We start from the raw sequence: 19,606 nt of genomic DNA on the forward strand, positions 1-19,606 counted from the left end.
GTTAGATTGAAGCAATAAGAGGGAGGAAGAATATGGAAAAGAAGAATCTCGAAACAACCTACAGTCCAAAGGACTTCGAAAAAAGAATCTATGAAAACTGGCTAAGCAAAGGTTATTTCACCCCTGAGGTGAACAAAGACAAGAAACCCTACACCATCGTGATGCCACCCCCAAACATCACCGGTAAACTTCATATGGGACATGCCCTGGATCTGACCCTTCAGGATATCCTGATCCGATTCAGAAGAATGCAGGGTTATGAAGCGCTGTGGCTTCCTGGAGAAGACCATGCGTCCATTGCCACGGAAGTCAGAGTGGAAAACGAACTGCTGAAGCAGGGACTGGTGAAAAAGGAAATGGGCAGAGAAGCTTTCCTTGAAAAAGTTTATGAATGGTCTGAAGAGTACAGAGGAAAAATCAGAGATCAGATCACAAAGATGGGTTCCTCCTGTGACTTCACAAGAGAAGCCTTCACCATGGACGAGAATCTCAGCAGAGCCGTAAAGGAATTCTTCGTGAAACTTTATCACGACGGTCTCATCTACAGAGGGAACCGCATCACCAACTGGTGCCCAAAGTGTGAAACCGCATTATCCGATGCGGAGATCGAATACGTAGAGCACAGCGGCAATTTCTGGCATTTCAGGTATCCCTATTCCGACGGATCCGGATATATGATCATTGCCACAACAAGACCGGAAACCATGCTTGGTGATACCGCGGTAGCTGTCCATCCGGAAGATGACCGGTTCAGGGATATGGTTGGAAAGACCCTGACGCTGCCGCTCATGAACCGTGAAATTCCCATCGTAGCCGATGACTATGTGGATAAGGATTTCGGCACAGGATGCGTGAAGATTACTCCAGCCCATGATCCCAACGACTTCCATGTAGGGGAAAGACATCATCTGGAAGCCATCCGTGTACTGGATGATAAAGGCATCATCAATGAGCATGGCGGAAAATACCAGGGCATGGACCGATACGAGGCCAGAAAAGCCATCATCAGAGATATGGAAGAGCTGGGTCTTCTGGAGAAGATCGAGCCCCACGTTCATAATGTGAACACCCATGACCGCTGCGGAACCGTCATTGAACCCATCATCTCCAAACAGTGGTATGTTGAAATGAAGCCTCTGGCAGGGCCTGCCATTGAAGCGGTAAAGAGCGGCAGAACAGACTTCGTGCCGGAAAGATTCGAAAAGACCTATTTCCACTGGTTGGAAAACATTCAGGACTGGTGCATCTCCAGACAGCTCTGGTGGGGGCATAGAATACCTGTCTGGTACTGCGATGACTGCGGTGAAGTGAATGTATCCACAGATGCGCCAGAAACCTGCAGCAAGTGCGGCAGCAGCAGTCTGACAGAAGAAGAAGACGTGCTGGACACCTGGTTCAGCTCCGCCTTATGGCCATTCTCCACCTTGGGCTGGCCAAATGAAACAGAGGATCTGAAGTATTTCTATCCCACATCGACACTGGTCACAGGATATGACATCATCCCGTTCTGGGTCATGAGAATGATGTTCTCCGGACTCTACAACATGGGCGAGGTGCCTTTTGACAAGGTATTCATCCACGGAATCGTAAGAGACTCCCAGGGCAGAAAAATGAGCAAATCCTTAGGCAACGGTGTGGATCCACTGGAAACCATCGATGAGTATGGTGCAGATGCGTTGAGATTCATGCTGATTTCAGGAAATGCGCCAGGAAGTGATATCCGTTTCTATCCAGAAAGAGTGGAAGCGGCAAGAAACTTTGCCAATAAGCTCTGGAATGCTTCCCGATTTGTGCTTATGAACATAGACGACACGCTTATTGAACAATACAAGGACAGTACGAATTATTCCATGGCGGATCAGTGGATTCTGTCAAAAATCAATAATCTCATCGCGGAAGTCACGGAGAATCTGGAGAAATTCGAACTTGGCATCGCGCTTTCCAAGGTCTATGAATTCATCTGGAATGAGCTCTGCGACTGGTACATCGAGCTGATCAAGCCTGTATTCTACAACGGAACCGATGAAGAGAAGGGTGTAAGCTACAGAATCATCAAAGATGTGCTCATCAAGTCCCTGAAGCTTCTGCATCCGACCATGCCGTTCATCACGGAAGAGATCTATTCCTTCCTGAACGATGAAGAAACCATTATGATGGCTTCCTGGCCTCTGGCGGATACTTCTTTCATCGATGCCCACATCGAAGAGCAGATGGGTGGCATCATTGAAGCCATCAAGAGCATCCGAAATCTGAGACAGGAAATGAATGTACCAAACAAAAAGAAGTCCACTCTTTATATCTTCCCCAATGAAGGAAAGAAGAGCATCTTCGAAAATGCAACGGACTATCTCATTAAACTGGCTTACGCCGAAGACGTGGTCCTTCTGGAGAAAGACAGCACGGATGAGAATCACGTATCCCTTGTGACTTCAACAGCCAGAATTTATATTCCGCTGCTGGATCTGGTGGATCGTGATAAGGAACTGGATCGACTTGAAAAAGAGAAGAAGAAACTGGAATCTGAAATCGAACGTGTAAACAGAAAGCTGGGGAACGAGAAGTTCCTGGCCAATGCAAAGGATGCGGTCGTTTCCGAGGAAAGAGCCAAAGGCGAAAAATACCAGTCCATGCTGGATGCTGTTGATGACAGAATCCAAGCACTGAAGTAATACTAGAATGAAAAAGTATAAGCGGGTTTTCCTGCTTATACTTTTTTCTTGATATTCTTTTCTTGAAACGTATAATAAAGCTATTGAGAGAAAGAAAGAACAGGTGAACTTGATTTGAATTATAATGAGACACTGAAACAGCTCCACAGCATTCCAAGAATCAGAAAGGAAGAGAACCTTCACCGCATGACTCGGCTGATGGCCCTTCTTTCGAATCCACAGGAAGGACAGCAGTATATCCATGTGGCTGGGACCAACGGAAAAGGGTCCATCTCCAGAATGCTGGAAGAGGTGCTCATGGAGAGCGGTTATAAAACAGGGCTTTTCACTTCGCCCTATATCTTTGATTTCCGTGAGCGCATCCAGATCGGCAATCAGATGATTTCTGAAGAGGATGTGATCCACTACTTCAAGATCGTTGATGAAGCAGGGAGAAAACTGGAAGCCGAGGGCTACACCTATCCTTCGGAGTTTGAAGTGGTCACCGCCATGGCACTGCTCTATTTCAGAGATCAGAAAGTGGACTTGGCCATCATAGAAGTGGGTATTGGCGGAATGTATGATGCGACCAATGTCATTACACCGATTCTGTCGCTGATCGCATCCATAAACTTTGATCATACTGCCGTTCTAGGGACTACACTGTCGTCCATCGCATGGCATAAGGCAGGCATCATGAAGGGAAACCCTTCCATTTCAACCTCGCAGCAGCCTGAGGTGCGAAGAGTGCTCAGGAAAAGAGCGGAGGAAGTCTCCTCCAGACTTCAATTCACCAGCAGCCGGGAAATGAAGTTTCTTGAAATAGATGGCCTGCATCAGAAAATCAGATATGATCTGAAGTCCGGCAGATCGCTCACACTACGACTATCCCTGCTTGGCATCCATCAGATGCTCAATGCGGGAGTCGTTCTCCATGCAGCAGAAATGCTGAAAGAGATGGGATATGATAAGATCAGTGATCCTTCTATTATCCGTGCTCTTGAAAAAGTTCGCTGGCCAGGTCGTATGGAAGTCATCAGCAGGAAGCCGCTTCTCATTCTGGATGGCGCGCACAATATGGATGGAGCCATCAATCTGAAGGAGAGCATCAATTTCTATTTCCCTGAGAAAAATGTCATCCTGCTTCTGGGTATGCTTCGGGATAAAGATGTGACGCCCGTCACGAAAGTGCTTTCCCAGGACACAAAGAAGGTGATTCTTTTCACGCCAAATGATTTCCGGGCACTGGAGGCAGAGAAACTGCTTCCTCTGCTTCATGAAAGTGCAGTGGGAATGACTGCACCTTCCATAGATGAAGCCATGGAAAAAGCCCTGGAAGTCTATGCAGAGGGAGACCTGATCCTATCTGCGGGTTCCCTCTACACCATTGGCGATCTGGAGCATGCATTTGAAAAGCACAGGATCCATGAAAATCCGTAATATTGCAGAAAATCCGCTGAAGTGAAGCACCTCAGCGGATTTCTCTTATTGTCATTATTTGATCAGTTCTTTATAGAGTAGTTCATAGATCTTCGTGGAATGATCTTTCCAGTTCTGTACCGATTTGTCTGCGGTTTCTTTTGTGGGGAAGTTCATGCTGATCTTGATGAGCTCATCCTTGTTTTCAAAGGCAGACAATGTAACCTGAATGGTGCCATGGGGGCCTTCGCTGATTTCATGAGTGATGGTAGTTTCCTTGATCAGGTGATTGATGTTCTCCACAAGATACTTGTCGATCTCTTTTCTCTTTCTGTCGTGAATCCTGTCTTTAAACATGTCCAGAACCGATCTGCCCTGGGCAGAGATGACGATGGCTTCCTTCTCATTGACCACATCCAGTTCCACCAGTCCGGTCTTGATGAGTTCATCAATGTACTGCTGCAGTTCGAAATAATTGATATAAACACATTCCAATATAATGTTCGAAAACTGTGTTTTCGTCAGATTCAGTTTGGACTGGGAAAGGGTATATAAAATCAGTAATTTGTTTTCAGCTAATGCATTATTCATCCTTCTTACATCCTCCTTGGAGACTACAACAATCATACCGAAAAATTATATTTATTACAATATGAAAATCCAATAGATTCATCCTAGAAGAATGATAAGTATCATCATATTATTGTGATATACCTGAAATGAAGGCTTGTAATCGACTTCATCTTTGCTATAATAAATGGTAGTACGTTTTACTCGAAAATGCAATGTGATGCAACACAAATGGGGGGAACACAACTTGGAAGCAACAAATGATAACCTGATCAGGCTGGAAGGACATTTTCTGGATGAGCCGGAATTCAGTCATGAACTCTATGGGGAAGAGTTCTACAATGCCAGATTCTGCGTCAATCGCTTAAGCGATTCAAAAGATATTCTGAACCTGACAATCTCCGGAAAACTCTTTGAGCCCGGAACTGTTTTCAAAGACAGATATACCAGGGTCTCTGGCCAGCTAAGAAGCTATAATAAAATTGTAGGTTCAAAGAACAAACTTCTTCTTACGGTTTTTGTCAGGGAAATTGATTTTCCGGACGAAAGAGCAGAAGAACCCAATTCGATCATGCTCACGGGGTACATCTGCAAAGAGCCTGTCTACAGAATGACGCCATTTGGAAGAGAGATCACCGATCTGCTCCTGGCTGTCAATCGTCATTTCAATAAAACGGATTACATACCAGTCATCGCCTGGGGCAGAAATGCCAAGTACACAAAATCCATGTCTATTGGTGACAAAATTCAGATTGATGGCAGACTGCAGTCACGCAGTTACACTAAAACCTATCCTGATGGTCATGTGGAAGAAAAGGTGGCATACGAAGTGTCATCCTCAATGGTTCACCTGGTGGAATCTGTAAACGATACACCCCAGGAGGATGAAGCCCTGTCGGATTTTGATAAAAAGCTGAATATCTCGTGATTTTTGTTGACAGCAGTAAAAATCAGTATATAATTAATTCATATTACGAGAGAGTAGGGATATTTATGCTCAAAGGTTTACTGATATTCCAAAGCCTTATCATATTGCTCATGTTTCTTGCAGCTGTGATGTTTATCATTCAGGGTCAATTTATTCAGAGCATTCTTTATCTGGCTTTTGGAGCATTATTTACTGGTTATGTACTGTCAAATCGAAAACATAAACCGGAATGAACCATGAACGGTTGTCTTACAGGGCAACCGTTTCTTTTCGTCCGGATTAGCTATGATAAAATCAAATTTCATGATAAAATACTAATGTCATTTATGACTGAAGCAGCGAAATATACTGAATTGGAGGGTATCAATGGAAAGTTATCTGGGTTTTTCCGAAATCTACGATGAGCTGATTGGTGAGGACATCGATTATAGACGCATCGCATCCTTCATTCTTTCAGAAACCCCGCAGCGAAACCTGTATCTGGATCTGGGCTGCGGCACAGGAACACTCTCCTTGATTGTAGGTGAACATTTCCGGGAAACCTATCTTGTGGATCTATCTTCCGATATGCTCACACTGGCAGTGGATAAGTTCACTGAGGGGAATGTTCCACATAAGGCATTTGCCTTATCTATGAATGAGATTTCCTTTCCGGTGAAGTTCAGTCTCATCACATCCTCCATCGATGCCATCAACTACATACTGGAGGCGCAGGAAGTAGAGACGCTTTTCACGAAAGTCTACAAGCACCTGGAAGAAAATGGAGTTTTCATCTTTGATGTGAATTCCGCTTATAAGATACGTGAAATCCTGGGTTCAAGAGACTATGTATACACAAGAGAGGACCTTGCCTACACCTGGGAAAACTACTATGAAGGTGACATCGTGGAAATGGTGCTCAATTTCTTCATAAAAAGGGGAGACTTCTATGAACGTATAGAGGAAATCCATGAGGAAAGAGCCTATGAAGTCGATACCCTAACTAAAATGCTTGAAAAGGCAGGATTTAAGGAAATTATAATCTGTGAAGATTATAGTAGGAATTCTATTACGGATGTTTCAGAAAGAATAACATTCATTGTCAGAAAGAGGTAGTAAAATGGATAAAATAATACACGCTACAGCCCAGAGCGGCAGCGTAAGAATCATCGCAGCGGATACGACGTCACTGGTCAATGAGGCTGTGAAAAATCACAACACCATGCCTACAGCATCGGCCGCATACGGCAGGATGCTCACAGCAGGAGCGCTCATGGGTTCCATGCTGAAAGGAAAGCAGGATTCCGTCACGATTCAGATCAACGGAGGAGGAATCTCAGGGGGCGTCCTGGCCACAGGAAGAGCAGACGGCAGAGTCAAAGGGTATATTGTAAATCCTGATGCGGACCTTCCCGTAAACGAGAAAGGAAAACTTGATGTTTCCGGCATCATCGGGATAGATGGTAAATTCACTGTGATTACTGATTTAGGCATGAAAGAACCCTATGTCAGTTCCGTTCCTATTTTCACCGGTGAAATCGCCGAAGATCTGGCCTATTTCTATACGGTCTCCGAACAGACTCCCTCAGCAGTGGCTTTAGGTGTCCTGGTCGATGTGGACGGTTCCGTCATGAATGCCGGGGGCTTCATCATCCAGATGATGCCTGGTGCAGACGAAATGCTGGCCGATCTTATCATGTATCGACTGGAAGAGATTCCGAGCCTTACAACCCTTCAAAGGGATGGGAACACCATCGTGGAAATCATCCAGTATATATTTGATGGTATGGGTCTGAATATTCTCAGTGAAGGCACACCAGAACTTTACTGTGACTGTTCAAAGGAAAGGGTGGAGAAAGCACTGATTTCCATTGGAAAAGAGGATCTGAAGGAGATTTATGAAGACAATGCATCCGAAGAGCTCGTCTGCCACTTCTGCAACAAGAAGTATCATTTTTCCCATGAAGATATCGGACGACTGCTGGACGAGCTGCAGTAATCCAGCCCATTTGAAACCTGATGGAGTGATGATCTCCATCAGGTTCATTCATGAAATCGTTTGAATCGAAAATACGATGAAAATATACACAAAATTGACGGTAACACTTGATTTATAAGGCGAATTCTGTTTTAATAATCTTTGTGTTCATAAATAAGGAGGACTAATATAATGAATAAAGCACAGTTAGTTACAAAGATCGCAGAAAAAACAAACTTCACAAAGAAGGACTCAGAAAAAGTATTAAAGGCAACCATCGAATCCATTGTTGAAGCGCTCACAGAAGGAGACAAGGTTCAGCTTTCAGGCTTCGGTACCTTTGAAGTGAAGAACAGAAAAGCAAGAGTAGGAAGAAATCCTAAGACCAACGAGGAAATTCAGATTCCTGAATTCAAGCAGCCCGCTTTCAGAGCAGGAAAAGACCTGAAGGAAATCATTAACGAATAGTTTTAATTTAAAGAATATAAAGAAAAGAACAGCTTCGGCTGTTCTTTCTTTATGTCTTTAAATGTATTCAGCTTACAGATCTCTCTTGAAATAGCTCGTATGCAGCAGTTTATGGGCTTTCTCGCCACCTGGTGTTCCCAGGAAGTTTTCATAAAGCTCCTGAATGGCTTTGTTTTCATGAGACATTCTCACTTCATGCTCCGTATCGATGGCATAAACACCAGCCGCTCTCTTTTTCAGTATTTCCAGATCGCCATGATGATAAGGCTGTCCACCGCCGCCTATACAGCCGCCAGGGCAGGCCATGATCTCAATGGCATGGTAGTTGCTTTTTCCATCTCTGATGCTTTCCAGGAGCGTTCTGGCGTTACCCAGGCCATTTGCGATGGCAAGGTTCAGCGTCAGGTCGCCAATGGTGACTGAAGCTTCTCTTAATCCAGCCATACCTCTCACTTCCGTGAAGTCCACTTTATCAATGGCTCCTCCAGTGAGCTGTACAGCTGCGGTTCTTAATGCCGCTTCTATGACACCACCGGTTGTTCCGAAAATCTGGGCTGCCCCAGTAGATTCTCCAAGTGGGTTGTCATATTCCTCGTCATCCAGTAGAAGGAAATTGATACCGGCTTCCTTGATCATACGTCCCAGCTCTCTGGTGGTGATGACGATGTCCACATCCTTGACGCCGTGATATTCCAGTTCTGGTCTTTCCGCCTCGTATTTCTTCGCAACACAGGGCATGACGGAGACGACGATCATATCTTCTTCCTTGATGCCCATCTTTTCCGCAAAATAGTGCTTGGTGATGGCACCGAACATCTCATGAGGAGATTTGCAGGTGGATGGAATATCCAGCAGGTCCGGGAACTGATGCTCGAAGAATTTAACCCATGCAGGGCAGCAGCTGGTAAGAATCGGAAGATTTTCGTTTTTCGTGATTCGATCAATCATTTCATGGGCTTCTTCCATGATGGTCAGATCCGCTGCGAAGTTGGTGTCAAACACATAGTCAAATCCAAGATGCTTCAGCGCTGAAACCATTTTACCGGTGACAACCGTTCCAGGTTCCAGTCCGAAAAGTTCACCCAGGGCTACTCTGACTGCAGGCGCCACCTGAACGACGACAGTTTTATCCTTCTTCTCCAGGGCTCGCCAGACTTTAGGTACATTATCGATTTCAACCAGCGCTCCGGTTGGGCAGACGGCTACACACTGACCACAGAAGGTACAGGAGGTTTCTCCCAGCGGATTGTGAAATGCCGGTCCGACAACGGTATCGAATCCTCTGTCAAGTCCGGATAGGGCATATACCGTCTGGACTTCGTTGCACATGGTTTCACATCTTCTGCAGAGAATGCATTTGCTAGAATCCCTGTAGATGGCTTTCGAGGACGTATCCACTGGGAAGGTGGACATCTCTCCTTCGAATCGGATCTGCTTGACACCCAAATCATGAGAAATCTGCTGCAGCTCGCATTCCTGATTCTTCAGGCAGACCAGACAATCCTTCGGATGATCCGATATCAGTAGTTCCACCATGGTTCTTCTGGCTCTGATGGCTCGGAGACTGTCCGTCTTGATCTTCATTCCTTCATAGACCGGGGTGGAGCAGGATGGCGCAAGATTCCTTCTTCCTTCCACTTCCACTACACAGGCTCTGCAGGATGCCACTTTGTTGACCATTTTGATGTTATGGAGGTCAAGATGGCAAAGGGTAGGGATATTGATATTCAGTGTTTCCGCAGCCTGAAGAATCGTGAAATTCTCAGGAACCTGGATTTCTTTATTGTTGATGGTTATATTTACCATTATTCTTCCTCCTATACAATCTGTACAGCCTTAATCGGCTTCACTGGGCATGCAGTATAACATGCTCCGCACTTGATGCATATTTCCTGATCGATCTCATGTTTTTCTCGAACCTTGCCGGAAATCGCATCCACTGGACATGCTCTCGCACATTTGGTACAGCCGATGCATGCATCAGTGATGACATATCTCGTCAGATCTCTACATACACCTGATGGGCATCTCTTATCTTCAATATGAGCACGATATTCCTCTTCGAAATACTTCATGGTGCTTAATACAGGGTTCGGTGCAGTCTGTCCCAGTCCGCATAGGGATGTGTCCTTGATCGTTTCAGACAGAATGCGTAGTTTGTCCAGATCCTCGGGCTCTCCTTTTCCAGCGGTGATCTTGTTCAGAATTTCAAGGAGTCTCTTATTTCCGACTCTGCACGCCGTACATTTTCCGCAGGATTCCTCCACTGTGAAATCCAGATAGAATTTTGCGATGTCCACCATACAGTTTTCTTCGTCCATGACGATCATTCCGCCGGAACCCATCATGGAGCCGATTCTGCTCAGGGATTCGTAATCAATGGGGGTGTCCAGATCCTTTTCTGTGATGCATCCACCTGAAGGACCACCGGTCTGAACCGCTTTGAACGCATGTCCACCTTTGATTCCGCCTCCGATTTCATAAATGATTTCTCTGAGCGTAATACCCATGGGCACTTCCACGAGTCCCACATTATTGATTTTGCCAGCCAGAGCAAACACCTTAGTTCCTTTCGAGAACTCCGTTCCGATGGAAGCGTACCATTCTGGTCCTTTCTGGAAGATGATCGGAATGTTCGCAAGGGTTTCCACGTTGTTCACGCAGGTAGGCTTACCGAACAGACCTGATTCTGAAGGGTAGGGTGGCTTGGATACAGGTTCACCTCTGTGTCCTTCGATACTCTGGATCAGCGCAGTCTCTTCACCGCATACAAAAGCTCCAGCACCGTACTTGATGACCAGGTCGAAATCGAAACCTGAATTCAGTATGTTTTTTCCTAATAGGTTGTATTCCTTCGCCTGCTCTATGGCAATCTTCAGACGCTTGATGGCAAGAGGGTACTCCGCTCTGATATAGACAACACCCTTATTCGCCCCGATGGCAAATCCGCCGATGGCCATGGCTTCGATGATGCTGTGAGGATCTCCCTCCAGTATGGAACGGTCCATGAATGCACCCGGGTCTCCTTCGTCGGCATTGCAGATCATGTATTTTTCAGAGCCCTTGCTGCGCAGCGTCATGCCCCATTTGGATCCCGTTGGATAGCCGCCGCCTCCACGACCACGAAGACCGGATGCTTTCAGTGTATCGACAACATCAATAGGCTCCTTTGTTGTGATGATTTCGGCTAAGGCCATGTAACCATCATTAGCAATATATTCTTCGATTTTTTCAGGGTCGATGAGTCCGCAGTTTCTCAGTGCAATACGATTCTGTTTTCTGTAGAAATTCATATGATTCTGGGTATCGATCTTCTCTCTGGTTTTGGGGTCGATATAGAGAAGACGCTCCACCATCTGTCCTTCCACAAGATGGCTGGATATGATTTCATCCACATCATCCTCAGTCACTTCCGTATAAAAGACATCGTCAGGGAAGACCTTTACGATGGGACCTTTTTCACAGAATCCGAAACATCCGGTAATATGACAGGAGGCCTGCTCGGTGAGGTTTCGTTTCTTCAGTTCTTCATTGAAATTCTCGACGATTTCCTTGCTTTTTGCACTGTGACAGCCCGTTCCGGCACAGACCAGTATTTCTCTCTTTGTGCCAGCTGGTGCTGCATTCTTTCTCAGAAACAGAAGTCCCTGACTCTTTTCTCTGATTTTTTTCAGATCCTCTATACTGCTTAACATATTACACCTCACATTCGCTGATGATTTTATTGACATCTTTCGCTTCCACTCTGCCGTACACCTTGTCATTGACCATGACGACAGGGGCCAGGCCGCAGGCACCCACACATCTTAGGGAATCGATGGTGAAAATTCCGTCTATGGAAGTTTCGCCCGATTTCATCCTGAGCTGCGACTCGAACTCTCTTAGAATCTTATCCGCTCCACGCACAAAGCATGCGGTTCCCATACAGACATTGATTACATTCTTACCTCTAGGTTCTGTGGTGAAGTAGGAGTAGAAGCTGACCACTCCGAAGATTTTCGATTTAGGAACCCCGATTTTCTGACTGATATGACCCACAAGCTCTTCGGATATATACCCGAACGAATTCTGCGCATGATGCAGTACTTCTATGAGGTCCGATTCCTTCGCATTGATTTTTTCGATAAATTCATCCAGCTCTTGAATTTTAGGATTTTGTGATAATACACACATTTTATCTCACCCCTTGTTAAATATTTGCCAAACACCCTTAATTATATAGACAACCCCATTTATTATCAACAAATTTCAGTCCATTACGAATTCTTTTCATTAAATGATAAATATTTATCATTTAAATTTCCGATTGTTCATTTCATTCTGGTTTCTCTGAGCGGTATTTTACAGACCAAAATGGTATGATTTGCGAAGTTGTGAGGAAACGTGGCGCGAACGCAGAAAGAACGCGTTTCAGAAGACCAGACAATGCAGTATACCGAAGCGATACGTAAGCTGCAACAAGAAAGTATGGAAAGGAGGACAAACCAGTGGATTAAGCTCCCTCCTTATGGAAAATAATACTGAATCATGATGAAAGTTACTGACTTATCTGAAATAGGACGTACAGTCTGTATTGATGATGAAGATGGATACATCATCCATTCTTGTTCCTGAAAAAATATTGATTTCATCCTTGAGAATCTCTGCAAGGGCTTTCTTGTCCTCCAGTTCCAGAGGAGGGCAGGATACTACATCAATATGAATGAAGTCCCCGAAATCCGAGCCCATGTCTGATCGGAATTCAGACTCATAGAACATGACTCTGATCGACCGGTCCTCCAGAGAGAATCTGCCACCTACGCGATATACGATGCTCTGGATCAGTCGATTCTTTCTCTCATGTCCACTGCATCTGGGAAAATGAAGCTTTATTGTCAACATCCGATTACCTCCTACACCTGTTATTACTATTATATCTTATTCCGCTTTCCGGTCATACTGATTATTGGAACTTTCCAAGGATGAAGACGGATAAATATCCTGTCGAAGTTGACGGAACAGGTGCAATTGGATATAATAAAGTCAATCAAAAATCAAAACACTTTGAACAGGAAGAGTACCGACAGGATTCTTTAAAGAGAGGGTAGCCATGGCTGGAAGCAACCTAAGAGGAGATTCGCGAAAACCACCTGGGAGTGCAGTACGAAGACGAAAGTATAAGGATCTGCGTTTGCCGCGTTAAGGTATTAAGCGAAAGCGACTCTCTGTTGCTTTTAATTAGGGTGGAACCACGATGACTCGTCCCTTTCCGGGACGGGTCTTTTTTATTTTAATGTATTAGGAGGAATGAACATGATTAATGTAAAACTGAAAGACGGAAATGTGATTCAGATGGAAAAGGGATCCACGGTGCTGGATGCCGCCTATGCCATATCATCAGGACTCGGACGTGCTGCAATGGCAGGACGTGTCAATGGGGAGCGGGTCGACATCCGTCATGAACTGAATGAGGACTGCGAACTTGAAATCAAAACCTTCGATGATGAAGACGGGAAGCATGCCTTTAGACATACTTCCTCCCACATACTGGCCCTGGCAGTGAAGAGGCTTTTCCCTGGTGTGAAGCTTGCCATAGGACCTGCCATAGAAAATGGATACTACTACGATTTTGATAAGGAAGGCAGCTTTTCCGCAGAAGACCTTACAAAGATCGAAGCGGAAATGAAGAAAATCGTGAAAGAGGATCTGAAGCTGGAAAGATATACACTTTCCAGAAGCGAAGCATTGAAACTTATGGAAGAGATGGGAGAACCTTACAAAGTGGAGCTGATCAACGATCTTCCAGAAGATGAGATATTATCCTTCTACAAGATGGGCGAATTCACCGATCTCTGCGCTGGCCCGCACCTCGCATCCACAAAGGCAGTGAAGGCCTTCAAGCTCACACAGGTCGCCGGTGCGTACTGGAGAGGTTCTGAAAAGAACAAAATGCTGTCCAGAATCTACGGCACATCCTTCCCGAAGAAGAACGAGCTGGATGAGTACCTTGCCATGGTGGAAGAAGCAAAGAAGCGTGATCACAACAAGCTCGGCAGAGAGCTGAACATATTCACATCCTCTGACATGATCGGTCAGGGTCTTCCATTATTCAAGAAGAACGGAACCAAAATCCTTCAGGTGATGAAGCGTTTCATCGAAGATGAGGAGGAGAGCCGTGGTTACGAGTTCACGCAGACCCCACTGATGTCCAAATCCGATCTGTTTAAGGTTTCAGGTCACTGGGATCACTACAAGGACGGCATGTTCATCATGTGTCAGGACCCTCATGGTCACGGAGATCTCTTCGGTGATGACGTGGAAGGCGAAGTCATGGCCCTAAGACCCATGACCTGTCCGTTCCAGTTCGCCATCTACAATTCCGATCAGCACAGCTACAGGGATCTGCCAGTGAAGATGGGGGAAACCTCCACACTCTTCAGAAATGAATCTTCCGGAGAAATGCACGGTCTCACAAGAGTCAGACAGTTCACCATCTCAGAAGGTCATCTGATCGTAAGACCGGATCAGCTGGAAGAGGAATTCAGAGGTGTACTGGACCTGACGAATTACGTCATGGAAACCCTGGGCATCAAAGAGGACATCACCTACAGATTTTCGAAGTGGGATCCTAAGGATACACATAAATACATCAACAACCCTGAGGCATGGGAAAGCACACAGAACACCATGAGAGAAATCCTCGACCATGCGGGGCTCAATTATGTGGAAGCCGATGGAGAAGCAGCCTTCTACGGTCCGAAACTTGACCTTCAGATGAAGAACGTTCATGGTAAAGAAGACACCATCATCACTGTGCAGATCGACTTTGCGCTTCCTGAAAGATTCAACATGACCTATGTGGATAAAGACGGACAGAAGAAACATCCGATTGTCATTCATAGAACAAGCATCGGCTGCTATGAAAGAACCCTCGCCATCCTCATTGAAAAATATGCAGGCGCTATGCCTCTGTGGCTGGCACCAGTCCAGGTGAAGCTGCTTCCGATTTCCGAAAAATTCCATGATTATGTGGAAGAGGTCCTGGCTAAGATGAAGAAGATGGGCATCCGCGCTGAAATGGATGACAGAAACGAGAAGATCGGTTACAAGATCCGTGAGGCAAGAAATGAGAGAATTCCATACTTCGTGGTGATTGGAGAACAGGAAAAGGACACCGGAACCCTGGCCGTCACCAGCCGTGAAAAGGGCAACGAAGGTTCGGCAGATCTTGATGAATTCATCAAGAGAGTGCTTCAGGAGAATGAGACCCGATATAATTACCATTTTGCTCCAAAAAGCACAGAAGAATAAAAGTTGAGGCGATGATTTGAGTAAATGTGTTGTATGCGGTAAACCAGGAGACACACATCATGTCATTCATAAAGATGAGGGAGGACTGGAATATCCGCTGAATCGGATCTGCCTCTGTGATCACCATCATAGAGGTCAGTCTGGACCTCATAGAGATCCAGAAATAGATCTTCGGTATAAGCGGACATTGCAGAACAAGCTGCAGAGTCTCTTCTCAGAGGAGTTCTACAGAAAAGAAGAGATCCGGAAAAAAGCCGAATTATCCAACAGCCTATTAAGAACACTTGTAAAGACACTCAAAAGATACAAGGAAGGCTATCGCAGAATCGACATCATCGATTTTCTCATGAGCGGCCATCAGCTGATTGACGAAGAAGATTTCCTGGATTCCATGGAGTGATGCAAAATCCTTGACTTCCTAAGAGAGACCTGATAGCAGGTCTTTCTTTTTTTTGAAAACCCTTGACTATCATTGTGATAGTGCTATATTTTAAATAGTAAGTTATGATGTAGAGGTGATTTAGTTGAAAGCAGCAGTAGTATATTCATCCAAAACAGGATTCACTAAGAAATATGCTGAGTGGATTGCAGAAGATCTTTCTCTGGAAGCCCATGATCTCCAGACATCAGATCACCTGAAAGAAGTCCTAAGTGGCGTGGACACGCTGATCTTTGGAGGGGGGCTTTATGCCATAGGCATAAACGGATTGAAAAAACTGCTCGATGATAATCAGACAGGATCCATAAGCAATATTTTCGTGTTCTGTACAGGACTGTCTCTTCGCTCCGAAGAGGTACAGAGAGAAATCTTCGAGAACAACCTGAAAGATGTTGAAAAAATCAATGTCAGACTATACTATTATAGAGGCGGATTCGATTATCAGAAACTGAACCTGATGGATCGGCTGCTCATGCGCATACTGAAGTTGAAGATCGAGTGGAAAAAGAATAAAGGCCCTTTATCGTCCGATGAAAAAGGGATGCTTGCCGTATTCCACCGGAAAGTGGATTTCACCGATCGTAAACTGATCCGTGAACTGGTAGAGGATGTGAGGTCCCTGCAACCCAAGCGCGATGGTTTTTCAGACAATATGTAGTAATGGAAGAATTCCAGAGGGAGCAACATGAGAGATATTTTTATTGCAGCACTGATCGGTTATTTACTTGGAAATATTCAGGCAGGTTATCTGCTTGGAAAACTGCTGAAGAAAGTGGATATCAGAACCTTAGGACAGGGGAACGCCGGTGCATCCAATGCAGTGGAATCCCTGGGCTGGAAGTTCGGTGTCCTTGTGGCACTGATCGATATTCTGAAAGGTGTAGCGGCAATCCTTCTTGTAAAATCCATGTTCTCCGTCGGATTCAATAAAGAAGGGGCTCTGCTCTTGTATACCGCTGGCTATTTTGCCATCCTCGGGCATATCTATCCTTTCTACATGAAGTTCAAAGGAGGGAAGGGGACTGCGACACTGATCGGGATCCTTCTGGGCATGAATCCGGTCTATGGAATCATCGCCATGTTCATCCTTGCCGGGGTGACCTTTGCAACGGACTATATCGCCATCGGCACCTTGTCACTCCTCTTCTACATACTCTTCATGACCATCTTTAAAGATCTCGGCTTATGGCCGGTCATGTTCACCTTAGCAGGAGGACTCTTAAGCATCTGGCTTCATCTTCCGAACTTCAGAAGAATTCAGAATGGCCAGGAGACCAGGCTTTCGAAGGTATTGCATCGAAAGAAAGAAGCAAAATAATGAAGATATATATGATTCCGTCAAAAAGATTCATAGGAAAAGACCAGGCAATCAAAATGCCTGGTCTTTTCCTATGATCAGCTGAACCATATCGCTATTTCCCGAGCTGCACTTTCCTTTGAATCGGATGCATGAACGGTGTTGAATGTCTTCGTCTGACCATACAGTCTCCGGATGGTTCCCTCAGCGGCCTCCGCCGGATCGGTCTTTCCATTGATCTCGCGAACAAGGGCAATGGCATTCTCACCTTCGAGCACCAGCGCCACCAGGGGACTTCTCGTGATGTAGTTCATGAGATTATCAAAATAGGATCTTCCTATATGTTCTTCATAATGTCTCATTACTCTTTCTTGATCTGCACGCAGCATTCTCATCGCGATCACCTTGAGCTCTCTCTCTTCATAGAGACTGATGATTTTTCCAATGAGTTTTCTTTCCACGGCATCCGGTTTGATCAGTATCAATGTCTTTTCCATAAAACTACTCCTCACATCGTTGATTTCATTATTATATCAGCATTGCACACTATTTGAAAGGACAACGCTACCGATGCAGCCAGACCATTATGCTATACTTATTCAAAAAGAGGTGAACGTCTATGTCAAAAAGAGAGGAGCATCCTTTCGGCCCCCTCTATGATAAATCCTCCCGCATTCTGATTCTGGGAAGCTTTCCTTCGGTGAAATCCAGAGAAGAAAGCTTCTTTTACGGACATCCCCAGAACAGATTCTGGAAAGTCCTGAAAGCCGTAACCGGATACCCGGGAGAGCTGGAAACCATTGAAGACAAAAAGGAGATGCTGAAGAAGCATCACATCGCCCTCTGGGACACCATAGCTTCCTGCGATATTGAAGGCTCCAGTGATTCCAGCATCAGAAACGTGGTGGCCAACGACTTATCGGAAATACTGAAGGCAGGAGAGATCCGTGCCGTTTTCTGCAATGGAAACACCTCCTTCAGACTCTATGAAAAATACTGTGAACAGTCAACCGGCATCCCCGCAAAGATCCTTCCTTCCACAAGCCCTGCCAACGCCTCCTGGTCTCTTGAGAAGCTCGTGGATAAATGGAATGCGGAACTGTCACCCTACATCTGATTGCCTGATCTTCAGGCATCTCTTTCCAGCAGTTTTTCATGAAGATGGTCGATGCCGAAAGCGCCCAGTGGCGCCGTAAGGATGATGGCAAGGACAGCCAGACTGAGAATCGTGTCTCCGGCTGCTACTCCCTGGGACAGAGGAATGGTTCCTATGGCAGCCTGCACCGTTGCTTTGGGCAGATAGGCTATGGCTGTGAAAAGTCTCTCTTTTCTGCTCAGACTGGTCCTGATGAGACTGATGAAGACACCGATCATTCTAAACAGCAGGGCGCATCCGATGAGAAGCACACTTTTAAAACCAGCACCTGAAAGCGCCTCGACCTCCACTGCAGCACCGACCAGTACAAACAGAAGGATTTCTGCACCAACCCAGATTTTGGAGAATTTACCGATGATTCTTCTTGCCAGCTTCTCATACCCTTTCAGGATGGTGCCGCCCAGCGCCATGACAGCGAGAAGTCCGGAAAGAGGGAAATAGGGGGCAATGAGATCTTCAACGCTCATAAACAGGAAAGATACACTCAATATGATCAGCACCTTGATGGTATCTCTTACATGAATCTTTCTGAACAGGCTGATCATAACCAACCCTGCAACAATGCCCAGTGCCATGCCGGACAGAACCGAAACGGGAACGGAAAGAAAAACACCCGCCCTCAGCTGATTTCCTGCATAGACCCCAAGAAATGCTGTGAATAACACTATGACATAGATGTCATCCACTGAAGCACCCGCCAGAACCAGCTGAGGAATCCGCTTTTTTCTTCCATATCCGCTTTCCATGAGATGAATCATGCGCGGTACGACCACTGCAGGCGATACCGCACTGAGTACACTGCCAAGAATCAGTGCTTCGATGTAGCTGATGCCAAGAAGCGGGGGTGCGATGAAGGATATGGCCAGAATTTCAAAGGTGGCGGGAACAAAGCTCATAAGCACAGCGGGTCTTCCGACCTTCTTCAGATCGCGAAGCTCCAGCGTCAGGCCTGCACGCAGAAGAATCACAATCAAGGCGATCTCTCGCAGGTCTCTGGAAATGTTGAGAATGTCCGCGGAGATCAGGTCCAATCCCTGTGGTCCAAGTAGAATTCCTGTAAAAATTAGTCCGATGAGTCCTGGGATTCTGAATCGGTTCAGAATTCCGCTTAAGGAAAATCCGATAATCAGAATCAGTGCTAAACTAAGCAGCATGTTTTCTCCTCCATACTATTCTTTCATAATAAAAAGACTGATGGTTTCTGCAGGAAATGCAGAAGTCATCAGCCTTAAAAAGCGGTTTTAGCCATTAAGGCTACGGGAGATCTTCATTCCCGACTTTCCTATGATAACACAGATTGCAGACCTTGAAAATCAAAACCGCCGGCTTAGCCGGCGGTTTCCACTGACCCTATAAGGGTCTTTCACCAGCTGCACCCGTGAGGGTGCATGAAAGCGGCCGCCAACCGCACTACTTACTCAACTGCTGCTAAAG

The 19,606-nt window shown here is 45.6% G+C and carries 18 protein-coding genes, 1 riboswitch and 1 other annotated feature; of the genes, 11 read left to right on the top strand and 7 right to left on the bottom strand.

Annotation, left to right across the window (positions count from 1 at the left end; genetic code table 11):
- Positions 1-32 precede the first annotated feature (32 nt).
- Both J3A84_RS14455 and J3A84_RS14460 read left to right on the top strand, forming a co-directional pair.
- On the top strand, positions 33-2,669 hold the full coding sequence (locus tag J3A84_RS14455) for a valine--tRNA ligase (protein ID WP_207600762.1): 2,637 nt from the start codon (positions 33-35) through the stop codon (positions 2,667-2,669).
- A gap of 114 nt (positions 2,670-2,783) precedes the next feature.
- Positions 2,784-4,088: a bifunctional folylpolyglutamate synthase/dihydrofolate synthase gene (locus tag J3A84_RS14460; protein WP_207600763.1), complete on the top strand. Its 1,305-nt coding sequence runs from the start codon at positions 2,784-2,786 to the stop codon at positions 4,086-4,088.
- 54 nt (positions 4,089-4,142) lie between these two features.
- Here the strand turns inward: J3A84_RS14460 and J3A84_RS14465 are convergent, their stop codons facing one another.
- Positions 4,143-4,658 carry a DUF4364 family protein gene (locus J3A84_RS14465; protein ID WP_207600764.1) on the bottom strand — a complete coding sequence of 172 codons (516 nt, stop codon included), beginning with the start codon at positions 4,656-4,658 and terminating at the stop codon, positions 4,143-4,145.
- 226 nt (positions 4,659-4,884) lie between these two features.
- Between J3A84_RS14465 and J3A84_RS14470 the strand changes: the two genes are divergently transcribed.
- From J3A84_RS14470 to J3A84_RS14485, 4 genes are all read left to right on the top strand, one after another.
- Positions 4,885-5,565 carry a single-stranded DNA-binding protein gene (locus J3A84_RS14470; protein ID WP_242694276.1) on the top strand — a complete coding sequence of 227 codons (681 nt, stop codon included), beginning with the start codon at positions 4,885-4,887 and terminating at the stop codon, positions 5,563-5,565.
- A gap of 366 nt (positions 5,566-5,931) precedes the next feature.
- Positions 5,932-6,660, top strand: a complete 729-nt coding sequence (locus J3A84_RS14475; protein WP_207600766.1) for a class I SAM-dependent DNA methyltransferase — start codon at positions 5,932-5,934, stop codon at positions 6,658-6,660.
- Positions 6,661-6,664: 4 nt separating this feature from the next.
- A complete protein-coding gene (gene hslO / locus J3A84_RS14480) occupies positions 6,665-7,543 on the top strand; it encodes an Hsp33 family molecular chaperone HslO (protein ID WP_207600767.1) in 879 nt (292 codons plus the stop codon).
- A 171-nt stretch (positions 7,544-7,714) separates the two neighbouring features.
- Entirely contained in the window at positions 7,715-7,990 is a 276-nt protein-coding gene (locus tag J3A84_RS14485; protein ID WP_207600768.1) for an HU family DNA-binding protein, read from the top strand.
- A gap of 72 nt (positions 7,991-8,062) precedes the next feature.
- Here the strand turns inward: J3A84_RS14485 and J3A84_RS14490 are convergent, their stop codons facing one another.
- From J3A84_RS14490 to J3A84_RS14505, 4 genes are all read right to left on the bottom strand, one after another.
- Positions 8,063-9,796 carry an NADH-dependent [FeFe] hydrogenase, group A6 gene (locus J3A84_RS14490; RefSeq protein WP_207600769.1) on the bottom strand — a complete coding sequence of 578 codons (1,734 nt, stop codon included), beginning with the start codon at positions 9,794-9,796 and terminating at the stop codon, positions 8,063-8,065.
- Positions 9,797-9,807: 11 nt separating this feature from the next.
- Positions 9,808-11,685: an NADH-quinone oxidoreductase subunit NuoF gene (locus tag J3A84_RS14495; RefSeq protein ID WP_242694277.1), complete on the bottom strand. Its 1,878-nt coding sequence runs from the start codon at positions 11,683-11,685 to the stop codon at positions 9,808-9,810.
- Position 11,686: 1 nt separating this feature from the next.
- On the bottom strand, positions 11,687-12,163 hold the full coding sequence (locus J3A84_RS14500; RefSeq protein ID WP_207600771.1) for an NADH-quinone oxidoreductase subunit NuoE family protein: 477 nt from the start codon (positions 12,161-12,163) through the stop codon (positions 11,687-11,689).
- 372 nt (positions 12,164-12,535) lie between these two features.
- Positions 12,536-12,871 carry a hypothetical protein gene (locus J3A84_RS14505; protein WP_207600772.1) on the bottom strand — a complete coding sequence of 112 codons (336 nt, stop codon included), beginning with the start codon at positions 12,869-12,871 and terminating at the stop codon, positions 12,536-12,538.
- A 153-nt stretch (positions 12,872-13,024) separates the two neighbouring features.
- Positions 13,025-13,239, top strand: a binding site (T-box leader).
- Between the two features lie 43 nt (positions 13,240-13,282).
- Here J3A84_RS14505 and thrS point away from each other — a divergent pair.
- From thrS to J3A84_RS14525, 4 genes are all read left to right on the top strand, one after another.
- A complete protein-coding gene (thrS, locus tag J3A84_RS14510) occupies positions 13,283-15,280 on the top strand; it encodes a threonine--tRNA ligase (RefSeq protein ID WP_207600773.1) in 1,998 nt (665 codons plus the stop codon).
- Between the two features lie 16 nt (positions 15,281-15,296).
- Positions 15,297-15,680 (top strand): HNH endonuclease signature motif containing protein, encoded by a 384-nt coding sequence (locus tag J3A84_RS14515; protein WP_207600774.1) that lies wholly within the window; start codon positions 15,297-15,299, stop codon positions 15,678-15,680.
- Between the two features lie 124 nt (positions 15,681-15,804).
- Positions 15,805-16,377 carry a flavodoxin domain-containing protein gene (locus J3A84_RS14520; protein WP_207600775.1) on the top strand — a complete coding sequence of 191 codons (573 nt, stop codon included), beginning with the start codon at positions 15,805-15,807 and terminating at the stop codon, positions 16,375-16,377.
- Positions 16,378-16,404: 27 nt separating this feature from the next.
- On the top strand, positions 16,405-17,037 hold the full coding sequence (locus J3A84_RS14525; protein ID WP_207600776.1) for a glycerol-3-phosphate acyltransferase: 633 nt from the start codon (positions 16,405-16,407) through the stop codon (positions 17,035-17,037).
- Between the two features lie 77 nt (positions 17,038-17,114).
- Here the strand turns inward: J3A84_RS14525 and ndk are convergent, their stop codons facing one another.
- The gene (gene ndk / locus J3A84_RS14530; RefSeq protein ID WP_207600777.1) at positions 17,115-17,513 is read right to left on the bottom strand and encodes a nucleoside-diphosphate kinase; all 399 of its coding nucleotides are present in this window, start codon (positions 17,511-17,513) and stop codon (positions 17,115-17,117) included.
- 122 nt (positions 17,514-17,635) lie between these two features.
- Here ndk and J3A84_RS14535 point away from each other — a divergent pair, with 122 nt between their 5' ends.
- A complete protein-coding gene (locus J3A84_RS14535) occupies positions 17,636-18,133 on the top strand; it encodes a DNA-deoxyinosine glycosylase (protein WP_207600778.1) in 498 nt (165 codons plus the stop codon).
- 11 nt (positions 18,134-18,144) lie between these two features.
- Here J3A84_RS14535 and J3A84_RS14540 read toward each other — a convergent pair whose 3' ends face one another.
- Entirely contained in the window at positions 18,145-19,326 is a 1,182-nt protein-coding gene (locus J3A84_RS14540; RefSeq protein WP_207600779.1) for a cation:proton antiporter, read from the bottom strand.
- 52 nt (positions 19,327-19,378) lie between these two features.
- Positions 19,379-19,456, bottom strand: a riboswitch (Fluoride riboswitch).
- Between the last annotated feature and the right edge of the window lie 150 nt (positions 19,457-19,606).

It is taken from the genome of Proteiniclasticum aestuarii (assembly GCF_017368455.1).
GTDB lineage: Bacteria > Bacillota > Clostridia > Clostridiales > Clostridiaceae > Proteiniclasticum > Proteiniclasticum aestuarii.